Origin of the sequence: Streptomyces hokutonensis, assembly GCF_042751305.1 — a bacterium.
Classification (GTDB): Bacteria; Actinomycetota; Actinomycetes; order Streptomycetales; family Streptomycetaceae; genus Streptomyces; species Streptomyces hokutonensis_A.
This window is the reverse complement of the sequence record NZ_JBHYWD010000049.1, coordinates 1-14,350: the sequence shown is the minus strand read 5'-3', so window position 1 is coordinate 14,350 and position 14,350 is coordinate 1. Positions and strand designations below refer to the sequence as shown.

Genomic DNA, 14,350 nt, shown 5'->3' with positions numbered 1-14,350 from the left:
CAGATCTTCCGCAGATCCCGCATCAGTCCCAACCGTATAAGCGTCATCACCAAGGCCGTCCTCACCCTGGAGAAGCAACGCTGAAAACGCTCAGTTTGACACCGACGCCGTCCAGGCCCACATGCGCCACGTCCTCGACGCTTTGGAAGCCAAGTTCCCCAAAGCGGCAGCCCACTTGGACGCCGCACAGCACGACGTCCTGGCGTTCACCGCCTTCCCCCGCAAGATCTGGCGGCAGATCTGGTCCAACAATCTGCAAGAACGGCTCAACAAGGAGATCCGCCGTCGCACCGACGTGGTCGGCATCTTCCTCGACCGCACCGCCCTGATCAGCCTCGTCGGCGAAGAGCCGGCCGAGCAGAACGACGAATGGACCGAAGCCCGCCGCTACATGGGACTCGACCTGCTCGCCAAGGCCAGCCTCCACCCGGTCGAGTCACAAACCGACGAGACCGTCCTCCGGACCGAAGTCACCGCCTGGCCTCAAAGAAGAGATCACCGAGCGGCCGTCAGTACACCCCTATAGCGGACGTGACCTCAAAGAGCGGAACGTGCAAGCCGTGGCGGTGCCGGGGACGGTTTGCCCGAGAGGAGCAAGCTCGCCCCCAACCTCCCCTGTAGTCACGGTCTCCGTGCCACGGGAGGACAGGCGGTTCGCGTGGTGCAGTTGTCATGACGCGTCCGTAAGCCGCGGTTCCATAGCGCGGGCCGCGGTGCGGCCGTACGTCTGGTCGATGCGCGCGAGCAGATCGGACGGCGCCAGCTTGTACTCCTGGGTGCCGACGGATTCCAGCACGGTCGTGGCGAGGGCGCAGCCGAGCCGGGAAGCCTGTTGCGGCGGCCACTGCCAGGCCGTGCCGGCGAGGAATCCGGAGCGGAAGGCGTCGCCCGCGCCTGTGGGGTCGGCAATCGTGTCCGTTGCTACGGCCGGTATCCGCAGCGTGGGGGTGCCGGAGCGGGTGAGCGTCACTCCGGCGTCGCCCAGGGTGGTGATCCAGGTGCCGACCTTGTCGAGCAGTTGCCGCTCTGTCCACCCGGTGCGTTCGAGCAGGAGGGCGGCCTCGTACTCGTTGGTGAACAGCCACTGGGCCCGGTCGGTCAGTCGACGGGCCTGGTCGCGGTCGAGACGGGCGAGTTGCTGGGACGGGTCTGCGGCGACGGGGATGCCGAGGCGGTGGGCCGAGACGGTGTGGCGCAGCATAGCGGCGGGGGCGTCGGCACCGACCAGGACGAGTCCTGGCCTGCCGGTGCGGGCGACGACGGCGGCCAGGTCGATGAGGGGGGCCTCGGCCATGGCGCCGGCGTAGAAGGTGGCGATCTGGTTCTGGTCCTGATCGGTGGTGCAGACGAAGCGCGCGGTGTGCAGCATCTCGCTGACGTGCACCGCAGAGGTGTCGACGCCGTTTGACCGTAGCCAGGCTCGGTACTCGGCGAAGTCGAGGCCCGCGGCGCCCACAAGGATCGGGTCGAGCCGGAGCCTGCCGAGACCGACAGCGATGTTGGCGGCGACGCCGCCCCTGCGCACCTCCAGCCGGTCGGCGAGGAAGGACAGGGAGATCCGCTCCAGCTGTTCCCTGAGCAGCTGCTCGGCGAAGCGCCCGGGGAACACCATCAGATGGTCGGTCGCGATCGATCCGGTTACGGCGATACGCATGAGGGAGCACTCCTGGGGCCGGTGGGGGCGAAACGGCGGCATCGCTCGGGGGAGCGGTGAGTGGAGGGGCCGTGGGGGGGGGGGGGCGCCCCCCCCCCGGGGCGGGGGCGCCGCCCGCGCCCCCCCGGGGCCCCCCCCCCCCCCTCGCGCGCGGGCGCGCGGCGCCGGCGGGGGGGGGGGGCCCCCCCCCCACTGCGCCGTCAGCCTGCTTGCACCGCACTGCGCAGGGCGGCGGCGCGGTCGGTGCGCTCCCAGGTGAAGTCCGGCAGTTCGCGGCCGAAGTGACCGTAGGAGGCGGTCTGGGAGTAGATCGGACGGAGCAGGTCCAGATCGCGGATGATGGCGGCCGGACGGAGGTCGAAGGCCTGTGAGATGGCCTCCTCGATCCTGTCGACGGCGACCGTGTTGGTGCCGAAGGTCTCCACGAAGAAGCCCACCGGTTCGGCTTTGCCGATGGCGTAGGCGACCTGCACTTCGCAGCGTCCGGCGAGGCCGGCCGCGACGATGTTCTTGGCGACCCAGCGCATGGCGTACGCCGCAGATCGGTCCACCTTGGAGGGGTCCTTGCCGGAGAAGGCGCCGCCGCCGTGCCGGGCCGTCCCGCCGTACGTGTCGATGATGATCTTCCGGCCGGTGAGCCCGGCATCGCCCATCGGGCCGCCGATCTCGAAACGTCCTGTCGGGTTGACGAGGAGGCGGTAGTCGTCGGTCTCCAGCTTGATGCCGTCGTCGGCGAGTTGCGCCAGGACGTGTTCGACGACGAACTCGCGGATGTCGGGGGTCAGGAGGGACCGCAGGTCGATGTTGGACGCGTGCTGAGAGGACACCACGACCGTGTCCAGACGGACCGGTCGGCTGCCCAAGTACTCGACGGTGACCTGAGTTTTGCCGTCGGGCCGCAGATAGGGCACGGTGCCGTCCTTGCGGACCTCGGCCAGACGGCGGGAAAGGCGATGGGCCAGATCGATCGGCAGCGGCATCAGGGCGGGGGTCTCGTCGCAGGCGTACCCGAACATCAGGCCCTGGTCGCCGGCGCCCTGCCGGTCCAGCGTGTCGTCCTCGTTTCCTTGGGGAGACCCCTCGACCCGCTGTTCGTACGCCGTGTCGACGCCTTGCGCGATGTCCGGGGACTGGGAGCCGATGGAGACCGAGACGCCGCAGGAGGCGCCGTCGAAGCCCTTGGCGGATGAGTCGTAGCCGATGTCGAGGATCTTCTTGCGTACCAGGGCGGCGATGTCGGCGTAGGCGGAGGTGGTCACCTCGCCGGCGATGTGCACCTGGCCGGTGGTGATCAGCGTTTCGACGGCCACACGCGCGTGGGGATCCTCGCCGAGGAGGGCGTCGAGGACGGTGTCACTGATCTGGTCGGCGATCTTGTCGGGGTGGCCCTCGGTCACGGATTCCGAGGTGAACAGGCGGCGGGACATGGCACTCCAGAACATGGTGGGTGGACGTGGAGCGGCGAGTGCGACGGGCCGCGTTACCGCATCGGTCCGGTCCTGCGGAACACCCAGTAGTCGGCGCCCTCCTCCGCGAGGTATTTGCCGTCCGTCAGCTTGAATTCCAAGGACACCTTGTCGGCGACCTCTTGCGACCGGACGAAATCGCCGAAACCGGTTTCGGAGGCATAGGTGCCGCGGGTGGACACCGCTATCAGACCGCCGGGCCTGGCGTATTCGATGAGCGTGAGCAGCGCTGTCGGTCGTACATGGCCGAGAGTGAACATGCCGCAGCTGACGACCGTGTCGTAGTGACCGAGGCGTCCGTCCCGAACGGGGGACGTCAGGTCGACGCCTCCGAAGACCTTCCGGTAGGCGTTGGTCTTGAGTGCCTCTTCGGCCATGCTGTCCGACAGGTCGATGCCGTCGATCACGTAGTCGCCGCGGGCCCTGAGGGCCTTGCCCACCAGGCCGGTGCCGCAACCGGCGTCGAGGACGGTCGACTCCGGCGAGCCGAAGGCGGAGGTGAGCAGGTGGACGAGGTCGGCGGCGACTTGCGGTGCCACCCAGTCCTGGTCCGCGAGATCCTCGTCGTACTGCCGTGCCCAGTTCTCGTAGTACTGCTTCAGCCCGGGGACGTCGCCGAAGAAGACGTGAGACTTCTTGATGCTCTCGAAGGAACTACGCATGGAGCTTCCTCACTTTCGAGTATCAGTTACCGGTGCAGCTTTCTGGTCTCTCATCGGAGTGAGGTCGGCCAACCGTCCGGGTTGTTCTTTCCGCGCTCTCTCACGCTGCTGCGACGGATGCCTTTCCTGTTTCCGTTTTCTCCTCCTTCGACCGTGAATTCTTCAGGTCGAAGAGCAGGTACACGCCCACCCCGGCGAGAATGCACAGACATCCGGCGACCTCGGCCCAGGTGGGTGTCTTCCGTTCGGTCAGCAGGCTCAGGACGGCTCCGAAGATCGGCTCCGTGGCGAGCAGCGGGCCGGCCAGCGGCGCCGGGATGCCCTTGGCCGCGCGGACCCAGATAAGGGTCCCCCACCAGGAGCCGATGACGCCCAGGAAGACGCACCACAGGACGATCTTGAGAAGGGCCTGCGGGGCGAAGGTCGCGTCCGGCGTGGTGGCGATGGCGAAGGGCAGTAGCAGCATGGACGCGCTGCCCGCGCCCATCGCCACCAGGGCCGACCAGATCTTGGGGTCGGGCTTGACCTCCCAGGTCCGCTGTGACTGGGCGTTCCTGACCACGAAGTAGGCCCAGGACAGGCTGGCCATCGCCGCCAGACCGATGGCGATCACCGATCCGCTCGCGGCCCCCTCGCTCTTGAGGTAGTCCGGGATGGTGACCAGGGCGACGCCGCTGAGGATCAGGACGGCCGATGGGGCGAGCTCACGCCAGGCGATGCGCTTCTCGGCGAAGTTGCCGCCGATCGCGATGGCGATGGGAGACGACCCGACGATGACCGCGGTGATGAAACCGCTGCCCATGGTCGCGGAGTAGGCGACGCAGATGTAGAAGACGAAGTACCCCACGAATCCGAGATACAGGCCGAAGGCGATCCTGCGGACCGGCATCTTCCTGACCTCGCTCCAGGCCTTCCACAGGACGTAGAGGCCGCACAGTCCGAACAGCGAGTACCGGCCGGTGACCAGCAGCAGTTCGCTCGCGGGCCGAACGGCGGCCGGGGCGATGAAGGCAGTACTCCAGAGCAGGGAGGCAATCAGTGCGGCGGCGACGTTGCCGCGTGCGTTTCCGGTCACGGCGTCGGCTCCGGAACCCGGTCTTCACCGGACGTGAAGCCGTGCTCGGCGAGCCAGCCCGGGTTGTAGATCTTGGAGATGTACTTGTTCCCGCTGTCGGGCAGCACCGTGACGATCGTCGCCGGCTCCGTCATCGTGTGCGCGACCTGCACGGCACCCCATACGTTCGCGCCCGAGGTGCCGCCGCAGATGAGTCCCTCCCGCTGCGCGAGGTGCCGGCAGGTGTCGAAGGCGTCCGCGTCGGTGAACTGCAGGACGTCGTCGACGGCCGAGAAGTCCATGCACTTCGCCAGATGGTCCTCGCCCGCGCCCTCGACGAAGTAGGGAGCGATCTGCGAGGAGTCGACGACGCCGTCGTGGAAGTAGCGGTGGTAGATGGAACCCACCGGGTCGAGGAGGACGGACCTCACCGCGGGGTTCTTCAGCTTCAGGAACCGCGATGTTCCCGAGATGGTTCCGCCGGTGCTCCCGGAGGCGACGAAGGCGGTCACCGACGGGCCGAGTGCGGCCCAGATCTCCGGTCCGGTCGAATGGAAGTGGGCCTCCGCGTTGAGCGGGTTGTCGTACTGGTTGAGCATGAACGAGTTCGGCGTCTCGGCGTGGATGCGCAGCGCGCGCGTCACGTAGTGGTCCGACGTGTGCGGCGGGGCCGAGGTCGGGCAGACGACGACCTCGGCGCCCATGGCACGCAGGGCGTCCTGCTTTTCCTTGCTCACCTTGTCCGGCAGGGTCAGGATCGCGCGGTAGCCGTGCGTCGCCGCGATGACCGCGATCGCGGCGCCGGTGTTCCCGGAGGTGTTCTCGACGATCGTGGCCCCCGGTTTGAGGATGCCGCGGCGCTCGGCGTCGTCGACGATGTAGCTGACCATGCGGTCCTTGATGCTGCCCCCGGGGTTCATGTACTCGACCTTGGCGAATATCCGGACACCGGCCGGAACGTCGAGGGTCTTCAGTTCGACAAGAGGCGTGTTGCCAATGAACGACTGAAGCGTCATGTCAGCTCCTTGCTGAGCGCTGCTGGACGACGAGAAGGCGGTCGGGCGGGCCGACAGGTCAGTCGAGCGAGTCGGGGACCTTGACGGAGTCGAGAATGACGACCGTGTGCCCGACCTCTTCGCCCTTCTCCACCAGGGCCAGGGCGTCCGACGCCGGGATCGAGTGGGGCGCGAGAGCCTCTTCGATTTCCAGGGCCTGCGCGCCGGCTGTCGCGGCCGAGACTCCTTGGAAGGTGCTGCGCAGAAGGCCCACCGGGTAGAAGTGGAACGGACCCAGCCCTTCGCGTTCCCAGCGCGCGTAGCCGCCGACGACCTCGTCCGGCTCGGACTGGACCTTCCACGTGTAGGTCAGGATGCTGCTGTTGTATCCGGCGGCCCGGGACATGGCCAGGGCTTCCGGCAGCGGTACGCGTCCGCCGATGGACGACAGCACCCGGCCGCCCACGCGCAGGAACGGCCGCGCCTGCTGGAGTGCCAGGTAGTGCAGGGTCATGAGGTACTTCTCGACAAAGCTGGGAACCTCCTCGCTGCGTGCCGAGATGAAGGTCGAGCTCGTCTGGCCGTCGGCGAGATCCCCGCTCTCCGCCATCGGGATGTTGGGGAGGTTCTCGTAGATGACGTCGACGTCCGACAGCTGGCCTGCGAGGGGGGCGAGGATGTCTCCCGCTCCGCCGAGCAACTCGATGTCCTGGTCCAGGAGGTTGCTGCGGACGTTTTCGTGCGCGTAGTCGAGAACGTCCTCGTGCAGGTCGGTGAAGCCGACCGTGCGCGCCTTGAGGATCTCCACCGCGGCCAGCACATCCAGGCCCGCGCCGGTACCGACCGTGCAGAAGCGTGGAGCCAGGAAGCCCATCCGCGCCAGCGTCTTGAACGCCGGTACGGCCACGCTTGCGACCCAGTCGGCACGCGGCTGGTCGGCCTTCGGCAGGTAGGAACGGTCCGAGAGCTTGAGCCCGATGGACGGCTTTATTCGCGTCGTCTCCTCGAGCCGGAAGAACTCGGTCGGTGAAACCAGCAGTTCGGGATGGTCGATACGGATACTCATCTGTGTCTCCTTCGACATGGCCGAAAACTCCTCCGGCTGGCCAGAACCGGCTTGGATGCCGTGAACTGGCTCTGCGTGGAATCCCGGCCCATCCGGTTGATTCCAAATCAACTGTTGTCGGCGCCCGGAATGCTTTACAAGGGGCGCCCTGTTGTCTGTCGGGAGGCAACAGTTGGCAACAGGTGGCGGAGGCTTTCGTCCGGCAGGGTGCTGGGGCCGATCATGCGGGGTGTCCGGGAGGGAGTACGGGGAGCGGCGGCTGTGGAGCCGTCCTGCAGGGCACGACCAGCGCGTTCCGGCATGCTTCAGGCGGCTGTTGACACGAGAAAGAGCATCTCTCTAGGATGTAACTATACCGGTCGGTATACCTGGTGGAGGTGTCCTCGATGCAGAAGGTGTGTGCGCGTCCCTCCACTTCGGGAACAGTGGCGAAAGGAGCTGGGAGGCGACCCTGAACGGTCCGAAAGGGAACGCTGCAGACCCTGCCGCGAGAGCTTTTGCATTCTCACCGACCTGTTTTCCCCTGACCGTACGGGAGTGTCTCCGCGTGTTATCGGTCCTGCAGGATAAAGCCGTCCCGCCGCGCCGAAAATTTCGGAGAGCGTCGCCGGCAATGCCGTCGACGAAGCCCTGGATGACCTCATGTCGGACCGGCGGGGCACCCGTACCGGGAACGCCGAGCGCATCGCCCGGCCAGGAGGAGTGAAGCCGTGAAGCCCATCTGCATCAGCGAGGACGCCGAAATGCAACGCAGCCGCCTCTCGGCCGCCGGCCGCTCCCTGTCCCGGCGCGGCTGGATGCCGGGAACCTTCGGCAGCCTCTCGCTGCGCTCCGGTGAAGCGGTCATGATCACGGCCGAAGGCCAGAGCAGGAGGACACTGTCCCGCCGGGACACAGTGATGGTCGACCCCTTCGATGGGCTGCCGTTGTCCGGTGAGACCGAGTGGCCACCGGCCGAAATCCTGCTGCACCTCGCGATCTACCGTCAGGTGCACGACTGCAGGGCAGTGGTCCACGCACACCCACCGCACGCCACCGCCCTGGCCACCCTGACCGGCCGCGCCGGCTTTCTCGGCCGAGCGGTCTTTCCGGAACTGGAACTGGCGAAAGCCCTCGGCGCGAGCGACCCCCACCTGCTCGCGATCCCGGTCTTCGCGAACCTGCCCGAGGTGTCCCGCATTGCCGACGAACTCACCGCCCACCTCAAAGAGGCGGCAACCGACGCCCCGCCCGCCCTGCTCATCGACCGGCACGGCGTCGTCACCTGGGGCCGTGACCTCGACGAGGCCCGCAACCGGCTGGAGTGCCTCGAGGAACTCAGCCATCTCACCCTGCTGACCGGCGCCTTCGCGCACGGGGCGGTGACAGGGAACGTCCGGTGACACTGCTTCAGATCATGCCCGAGAACGCGCCGGAGACAGTACGGCTGCGCACCGACGACCTGGACGTCATCCGCCGGGAACTGCTCAGGATCGGTGTGCGCTTCGAACGCTGGCACACTGCCCGCCGGCTCCCCGGAGGCGCCGACGACAACACCATCATGAAGGCCTACCGGAGCCACATCGACCACATCAGCGCCGAGGGCGGCTACCGGTTCGTCGACATCGAGCGCATGCCGCCCGCGACGGCCGCCCCGGACCCGCCCGGGCGGACGCGTGCGGCCCGTCAGAAGTCGTCGGCGAGGCACGTCCACGACGAAGACCTGGTGCGCTTCTTCGTCGCGGGCGCCGGCTGCTTCTATCTGCACGCCGCCGGTCACGTGCACGCCATGGTCTGCACCGCGGGCGACCTGCTGTCCGTACCCGGCCGGACAGTGCACTGGTTCGACATGGGAACACGCCCGCACTTCACCGTGATCCGCTTCCACCAGGAGGAGGACGGCTCGGTCGGCAGGCCGCTGACCGACAGGATCGCCGACCGCTTCCCGACCCTCGATGATCTGCTGGACGGCATGAGTGATCAGGTGCTTCCGCAACGTAGTCAGTGAAGCATCCGACCGCTTACTCGGCACCACCACCCCCCACAGGGCCGACACCGCACCGGAGCCGGCCGCCGAGGAAACCCCTACGGTTCGAGGAGACTGACTGTGTTACGAGAACCATCCCAGGCCGCTGTCGCGACCCGGCCGTCCCGCGAGAGCGCCCACCACGAGTCCGCCGCCGGTTCCCCGGCGTCGTTCGGGCAGTGTCTCCGGACCCGCCGCCAGCAGCTCGGGCTGTCGCTCACGCAGTTGGCCTCTCTGGTGCACTTCGACCGAGGACACCTCAGCAAGGTCGAGAACGGCAAGCGGTCGCCCTCGGTGAGTTTCGCGGAAGCCTGCGACCGGGCGCTTGACTTCGGGGACACCCTCACCACCATCGCCACCGCGCTGGAGGCGGCAGCTCGTCAGCAGCAGGGCGTCCGTCCCGCCCAACTGCCCGCCGCCATGCGCACCTTTGTCGGGCGCTGGTGCCACCTGGGGTGGCTCGCCGACGTGTTGCACGGCGACGAGCAGTCCCTCGCCGTCCCCGTCGCGGTCATCAGCGGCTCGCCGGGCGTGGGGAAGACCGCACTGGCCGTGCAGTCGGCCCACCAGGCCGTCAACGACGGCCACTTCCGCGATGGACAGCTGTTCGTCAACCTGCGAGGCTCCGACTCCGCCGGCGCGGCGGCTCCCTTCAACGTCCTGGTGGATCTGCTGCGCGCGCTGGGAGTGCCCGCCGAGCACATACCGGTGAATCTGGAGCAGCGGGCCGCCACGTTCCGCTCGGTCCTGCACGGCCGCGAGATGCTGCTGGTACTGGACGACGCTGCCGACGCCCAGCAGATCCTCCCCCTGCTGCCCGGTTCGCCGGGCTGCGCCGTCCTGGTGACCAGCCGCTCCCGGCTGCCCGGGCTGATGTCCCTGGTAGGTGCCGTCACACAGGCCCTGCCGGAACTGTCCCGGCCGGAGGCGACGCTGCTGATCCGTTCCATCATCGGCGAGAAGCGCGCCGACGCCGACCCCCGTGCCGTGGCCGTGCTGGCCGAGCGCTGCAGCTACCTCCCCTTGGCGCTGGCACTGGCCTCCGAACACATTATGAGCCACCGGCACGACAGCGCCGGTACGCTCGCCGCCGATCTGCAGCCCGAGCACGCCCGGCTGGGCCTCGCCGAGGGAGAGGTCAACCTCCGCGAGGTGTTCGGCACCTCATACACATCGCTCGACAAGCAGAGCGCCCGCATGTTCCGGCTGCTGGGCCTGCTTCCCTCCCACACCATCAACGCCGCAGCTGCCGCGGCCGCCGCAGGAGTCAGCCAGGAGGAGGCGTCGCTGCTGCTGGGCAGGCTCGCCTGCGCGCATCTGATCCAACACCTCGACGATCGCCGCTACCAGTGGCACGAACTGATGCGGGCCTACGCGGCAGAGCTGGCAAAACAGCTGGACGCAGAACCCGACCGCACGGCAGCGATGCACCGGGCCGCCGCCCACTACTGCACCTCAAGCCCGCAGGCGGTCCCGCTCCACGCGGCGGAGAGTCTGTGATCGCAGCTCACAGCGGAGGCAGGGAATCCGGCGGGACCCGTCAGGGCGCCGCACGCCTCATTCGGAGAGTGACTGCTGGATGAGCACAGCGGCCATTTGCTCCGCGCGGTCAATGGCCTGATCCACCGACCGCATGAAGTCGGCGATGCAGGCCCCTTCATGGAGGATCAGCAGCTGACACGCCAGGGACGCCGGGTCCTTGGCGTGGGCCTGCACCGCGAAATCCTCCAGGTAGGCGAGGAACCAGGCTTTCTGCTCGCGGGCCACCTCCAACGCCGGATGCTCTTTGGGCAGTTCCACAGAAGCGTTGACGAAGGCGCAGCCTCGCACGCTGCGCGTGTGCATCCAGTCGCGCAGGGCACCGAAGGTGGCCAGGAGCTTCTGCTCGGGAGGGCCGTCGAATCCGTTGACGTGCTTCACCAAGGTGGAACGCCACAGACCGTCCCGCGCACGCAGATAGGCGACGATGAGGTCGTCCTTCGAGCCGAAGCGGTCGTAAAGGGTCTTCTTGGTGACACCCGCGTCGTCCGCGATCGCCTCCACGCCGACCGCGCGGATCCCCTGCTCGTAGAAGAGACGGGAAGCGGTCTCCAGGACCTTTACACCGGCAGGCGTCAGATGCTGCATACCGCCGCGCCGCTTGGTGCCGCGGTCTGCGGTCTCGGCGTTAGTAGTCACATTCCGGAGAGTACACCCATCGGTATGGTTACGGCGCTGTCCAACACCCTTCCTCGCCGCGGGATGTCCGTGCGCGACACGCCCACGGACGAGGCAACGCAGGTGATGGGCCGCCTTCCTGAGGCAGGCTGCACCGCCGGTGCGATGGCAGGTCCCGGGCCGTGCCGCGCCCGGACAGGAGACAGGAGAGCGGATGGCGGAGGCATGCGACATCGAGGTCGTCGTCTGCGACGTTCTGGGGACGATGGTCGACCAACCCGGCGGACTCCGTGCGGCCATCCGCGACACGGTGACCGAGCCCGACGACGCACTGGTCGACCAACTGCTCACCATGTGGCAGGACCATGTCGAAAGCGAGCAGCAGAACATCAAAGACGGCAGTCGACCGTTCGCCAACTCCGAGGCCATCGACCGGGAGGCGGCCCACCGTGTGGCCGACCGCGTCGGGATCACCGACGCGGCAGCCATCGAACGGCTGGCCAACGCGGACCGGCGCCTCAAGTCCTGGGAAGACTCCCGGTCAGGACTCCGCCGACTCGCACGGAGATTCCCCGTCCTGGGGCTCTCCAACGCCAGCCGCGCGGCCTTGCTCCGCCTCAACGCCCAGGCCGGGCTGCTCTGGCACCTGGCCCTGTCCGCCGAGGACGCCCGGGCCTACAAGCCCGCCCCGGAGGTCTACCGGCTCGCCGTGGATGCGGCGGGGTGTCCGCCGGAACGCGTGCTGATGGTGGCCGCCCACGCCTGGGACCTCCGCGGCGCTCAGGCTGTGGGGATGCGGACCGCGTACGTCCAGCGCCCTGTCGGTGACTCTCCCAAGAGCACCGACACCTTCGACTGGCGAACGCGCGGCCTGGACGAGTTGGCCGCCGCGCTGACACTCGAGGACGGCCCCGAAGGTGAGTGAACCCGGGCGCGGTGACCGGGCATCAGGGGGTACTGCGTCAGCCCGCCGTCCGATCGGCGCCGGGGCCGCCAGCCGCGCTCGCCCCGCACTTGGCGCTACCGGTTGGATCAGCGGGATCAGCTCGGTGACGTCGGTGCGGTTGCCGTCGACGGCAGTCCGGGAGATGTCCACGGCGTTCGCGCTGTGTCCTCTGGTAGTGCCCGGCACAGGAGCCGAAGCCCAGGTCGTTCCAGCCGACCGGATCCGGGTCACCGTGTCTTTTTCCAGAGCAATTGTCAATTCCTGTGGATCGGTGCTGCCGCCTGGTTATGCGCTGAGGTGTTCGTGAAGCATCTGCCAGGTTCCGGCGATGTTGACGATGACGTTGGTGCCGCGGCCGCTCCCTGATCGCGGCTGGCCGTCGATGGTTCCGGTCCAGGTGAACCGGTAGCGGCATACCGCGTGGTCATCGCTGTGGGCGATCCACTCCAGATCGTCGATCTGGTAGATCTCGTCGCGGATGGTGGCGAAGGTCTCGGCGATGGCGGAGAGGACGGCTTCGCGGCCGCGGTGCGATCCGTCGGAGAACCAGTAGACGGCCTCGGGAGCGATCAGCGGGATGAGCTGGGTGATGTCGTGACTGTTGGTCGCCTTCTCGTAGGCGCGGATGAACTCGGTGGGCGGTGCAGTGGGTTCGGGCATCGGCTGGTCCTGTTCTCCCTTTCGCGGCGTGCCAAGTGGCAGGGGCTGTCAGGCTGCCGTGGCCTGTTCTCGCTCGACGAGGACGCCGTTCTCGAACGCGGCGCCCGCGCGGACCAGGGCGACGAGGTGGGCTCCGGTGACCGCGCGCCAGCGGGCCTGGGCGGACTCGACGAGTTTGAACACCATCGCCAGGGCCGCGGCCGGGCTGCCGGCCCCGCGGGTGACCTTGGTGCGGAGCTTGACGGTGGAGAAGGTCGACTCGATCGGGTTCGTGGTCCGCAGGTGGATCCAGTGCTCGGCAGGGAAGTCGTAGAGCGCCAGCAGTTCCTCCCGGTCCTCGGTGATCTTCGCGACGGCCTTGGGGAACTTGGCGCCGTAGGTCTTCACGAACGCCTCGATCGCCTTCTCGGCGTGCGCGCGGTCCTCGGCGTTGTAGATCTCCTGCATCGCCTTCGTCGCGCCCGGCTGTGCGGACTTCGGCAGGGCGTTCGTGACATTCCTGGCTTTGTGGACCCAGCACCGCTGGTGCCGGGCGGCCGGGAACACCTCGGCGAGGGCCTTCCACAGGCCCATCGCGCCGTCGCCGACGACCAGCTCGGGATCGCGCATGCCCCGGCGGCGGCAGTCGCGCAGCAGGTCGGCCCACGACTCGGTCGACTCGCGCAGCCTCTCTGCCAGGGCGATCAGCTCCTTGGTGCCGTCCAGGCGCACTCCCATCAGCACCAGGACGCAGGAGTGCGTCTGTCCGAGGCGGACCTTGGGGTGCACCCCGTCGGCCCACACGTACACGTAGTCGGACTCGGCAAGGTCACGCTGCTGGAAGGCGGCGTGGTCGTCCTGCCACTGCTTCGTCAGCCGGGTCACGGTGGCCGGCGACAGGCCGGCCGCCGAGCCGAGGAACTGTTCCAGCGCGGGCACGAAGTCCCCCGAGGACAGGCCGTGCAGGTAGAGCAGCGGCAGCACCTCGCTGACCTTGGGCGACTTGCGGCACCACGGCGGGAGGATCTTCGAGGAGAACCGCATCCGCTCACCGGTGGCCGCGTCGACCCGCTTGTCGTTCACGCGCGGGGCGGTGACCTCGACGGGGCCTGCGGCGGTGGTCACGGTGCGGGGCCGGTGGTGGTGGCCGTTGCGGACCACCAGGCGGCGCCCGGCCTCATCCGTCTCGGCGGCCAACTCGGCTACGTACTGGTTGACCTCGGCCTCCAGCGCGGCGGCGAGCATCCGCCGGGCGCCCTCACGGACGATCTCGTCGATCAGGGAGCCGGACTCGGTCGAGCCGTCGGCATTCACTACACTGAGCACGGGCGTTCCCCCTTCCCGACCCGCGCTGCGAACGCGGGCCTCTACTCGGTGACTTGTAGATCACTCGGGAAGGTACGCCCTTCGCGTCCCGTCCCGAAGACCGATCCACAAGTCCTGAGCATTGCTCCGCTCACTGAGCGTTTTCAGTGCGGCCACTGATCGGGTGACGGGGGTGGTGTGAGGTCGGGGTGCGCAACGGACAGGGCTCCCGTGCCGTTGAGGGAGGTGTTCGACGTCTCAACTCCGCAGCACAGGAGCCCTGTTGGTTCCGTATCCTGCCGTACTCGACCTGCCTCACGCCTTGGTCGAGTGGGTCACGATGCTCATCGTCACCCGTGAGGGTGACCGGCGGTGCACACTCCCGCCGCACCGCCGTGCGC

Annotated in this window: 13 protein-coding genes and 3 pseudogenes; 7 read left to right on the top strand and 9 right to left on the bottom strand. The window is 68.1% G+C overall.

Annotation, left to right across the window (positions count from 1 at the left end):
• Both ACFXC1_RS50910 and ACFXC1_RS50905 read left to right on the top strand, forming a co-directional pair.
• Nucleotides 1-84, top strand: a pseudogene (locus ACFXC1_RS50910) (IS5/IS1182 family transposase); the annotation flags it as partial.
• Nucleotides 85-97: 13 nt separating this feature from the next.
• Nucleotides 98-526: pseudogene (locus ACFXC1_RS50905) on the top strand (transposase); the annotation flags it as partial.
• Nucleotides 527-670: 144 nt separating this feature from the next.
• On the opposite strand, the gene ACFXC1_RS50900 reads toward ACFXC1_RS50905, so the two are convergent.
• From ACFXC1_RS50900 to ACFXC1_RS50875, 6 genes are all read right to left on the bottom strand, one after another.
• On the bottom strand, nt 671-1,654 hold the full coding sequence (locus tag ACFXC1_RS50900; protein WP_381257248.1) for a carbohydrate kinase family protein: 984 nt from the start codon (nt 1,652-1,654) through the stop codon (nt 671-673).
• A 200-nt stretch (nt 1,655-1,854) separates the two neighbouring features.
• A complete protein-coding gene (metK, locus tag ACFXC1_RS50895) occupies nt 1,855-3,081 on the bottom strand; it encodes a methionine adenosyltransferase (RefSeq protein WP_381257245.1) in 1,227 nt (408 codons plus the stop codon).
• A gap of 53 nt (nt 3,082-3,134) precedes the next feature.
• Nucleotides 3,135-3,782, bottom strand: a complete 648-nt coding sequence (locus ACFXC1_RS50890) for a class I SAM-dependent DNA methyltransferase (RefSeq protein WP_381257242.1) — start codon at nt 3,780-3,782, stop codon at nt 3,135-3,137.
• A gap of 100 nt (nt 3,783-3,882) precedes the next feature.
• Nucleotides 3,883-4,857 (bottom strand): DMT family transporter, encoded by a 975-nt coding sequence (locus ACFXC1_RS50885; RefSeq protein ID WP_381257240.1) that lies wholly within the window; start codon nt 4,855-4,857, stop codon nt 3,883-3,885.
• Complete coding sequence (locus tag ACFXC1_RS50880) at nt 4,854-5,852, bottom strand: PLP-dependent cysteine synthase family protein (RefSeq protein ID WP_381257238.1); 999 nt, start codon at nt 5,850-5,852, stop codon at nt 4,854-4,856. The genes ACFXC1_RS50885 and ACFXC1_RS50880 overlap by 4 nt, the downstream gene beginning before the upstream one ends.
• A 58-nt stretch (nt 5,853-5,910) precedes the next feature.
• Nucleotides 5,911-6,897: a class I SAM-dependent methyltransferase gene (locus ACFXC1_RS50875; protein ID WP_381257236.1), complete on the bottom strand. Its 987-nt coding sequence runs from the start codon at nt 6,895-6,897 to the stop codon at nt 5,911-5,913.
• Between the two features lie 710 nt (nt 6,898-7,607).
• On the opposite strand from ACFXC1_RS50875, the gene ACFXC1_RS50870 reads away from it, so the two are divergent.
• The 3 genes from ACFXC1_RS50870 (at nt 7,608) to ACFXC1_RS50860 (ending at nt 10,402) form a co-directional block, all read left to right on the top strand.
• Nucleotides 7,608-8,279, top strand: coding sequence for a class II aldolase/adducin family protein (locus ACFXC1_RS50870; RefSeq protein WP_381257233.1), 672 nt, complete (start codon nt 7,608-7,610; stop codon nt 8,277-8,279).
• Nucleotides 8,276-8,884 carry a cupin gene (locus ACFXC1_RS50865; protein ID WP_381257231.1) on the top strand — a complete coding sequence of 203 codons (609 nt, stop codon included), beginning with the start codon at nt 8,276-8,278 and terminating at the stop codon, nt 8,882-8,884. Before ACFXC1_RS50870 ends, ACFXC1_RS50865 begins: the two co-directional genes overlap by 4 nt.
• 99 nt (nt 8,885-8,983) lie before the next feature.
• Nucleotides 8,984-10,402, top strand: coding sequence for a helix-turn-helix domain-containing protein (locus ACFXC1_RS50860; RefSeq protein WP_381257228.1), 1,419 nt, complete (start codon nt 8,984-8,986; stop codon nt 10,400-10,402).
• 57 nt (nt 10,403-10,459) lie between these two features.
• On the opposite strand, the gene ACFXC1_RS50855 is transcribed toward ACFXC1_RS50860, so the two are convergent.
• Complete coding sequence (locus ACFXC1_RS50855) at nt 10,460-11,080, bottom strand: TetR/AcrR family transcriptional regulator (RefSeq protein WP_381257225.1); 621 nt, start codon at nt 11,078-11,080, stop codon at nt 10,460-10,462.
• A 193-nt stretch (nt 11,081-11,273) separates the two neighbouring features.
• Here ACFXC1_RS50855 and ACFXC1_RS50850 point away from each other — a divergent pair, with 193 nt between their 5' ends.
• Nucleotides 11,274-11,984 (top strand): haloacid dehalogenase type II, encoded by a 711-nt coding sequence (locus ACFXC1_RS50850; protein ID WP_381257222.1) that lies wholly within the window; start codon nt 11,274-11,276, stop codon nt 11,982-11,984.
• A 306-nt stretch (nt 11,985-12,290) separates the two neighbouring features.
• Here ACFXC1_RS50850 and ACFXC1_RS50845 read toward each other — a convergent pair whose 3' ends face one another.
• Both ACFXC1_RS50845 and ACFXC1_RS50840 read right to left on the bottom strand, forming a co-directional pair.
• A complete protein-coding gene (locus tag ACFXC1_RS50845) occupies nt 12,291-12,665 on the bottom strand; it encodes a YybH family protein (RefSeq protein ID WP_381257219.1) in 375 nt (124 codons plus the stop codon).
• Nucleotides 12,666-12,713: 48 nt separating this feature from the next.
• Entirely contained in the window at nt 12,714-13,970 is a 1,257-nt protein-coding gene (locus tag ACFXC1_RS50840) for an IS256 family transposase (protein WP_381257217.1), read from the bottom strand.
• Nucleotides 13,971-14,232: 262 nt separating this feature from the next.
• Between ACFXC1_RS50840 and ACFXC1_RS50835 the strand changes: the two are divergent.
• A pseudogene (locus tag ACFXC1_RS50835) lies at nt 14,233-14,350 on the top strand (IS5/IS1182 family transposase); the annotation flags it as partial.

Excerpts from the sequence above, each read along its gene's own strand:
- ACFXC1_RS50890 (WP_381257242.1), bottom strand. The coding sequence starts at position 3,782 with ATGCGTAGTTCCTTCGAGAGCATCAAGAAGTCTCACGTCTTCTTCGGC.
- ACFXC1_RS50900 (WP_381257248.1), bottom strand. The coding sequence starts at position 1,654 with ATGCGTATCGCCGTAACCGGATCGATCGCGACCGACCATCTGATGGTG.
- ACFXC1_RS50845 (WP_381257219.1), bottom strand. The coding sequence starts at position 12,665 with ATGCCCGAACCCACTGCACCGCCCACCGAGTTCATCCGCGCCTACGAG.
- ACFXC1_RS50850 (WP_381257222.1), top strand. The coding sequence starts at position 11,274 with ATGGCGGAGGCATGCGACATCGAGGTCGTCGTCTGCGACGTTCTGGGG.
- ACFXC1_RS50875 (WP_381257236.1), bottom strand. The coding sequence starts at position 6,897 with ATGAGTATCCGTATCGACCATCCCGAACTGCTGGTTTCACCGACCGAG.
- ACFXC1_RS50880 (WP_381257238.1), bottom strand. The coding sequence starts at position 5,852 with ATGACGCTTCAGTCGTTCATTGGCAACACGCCTCTTGTCGAACTGAAG.
- metK (WP_381257245.1), bottom strand. The coding sequence starts at position 3,081 with ATGTCCCGCCGCCTGTTCACCTCGGAATCCGTGACCGAGGGCCACCCC.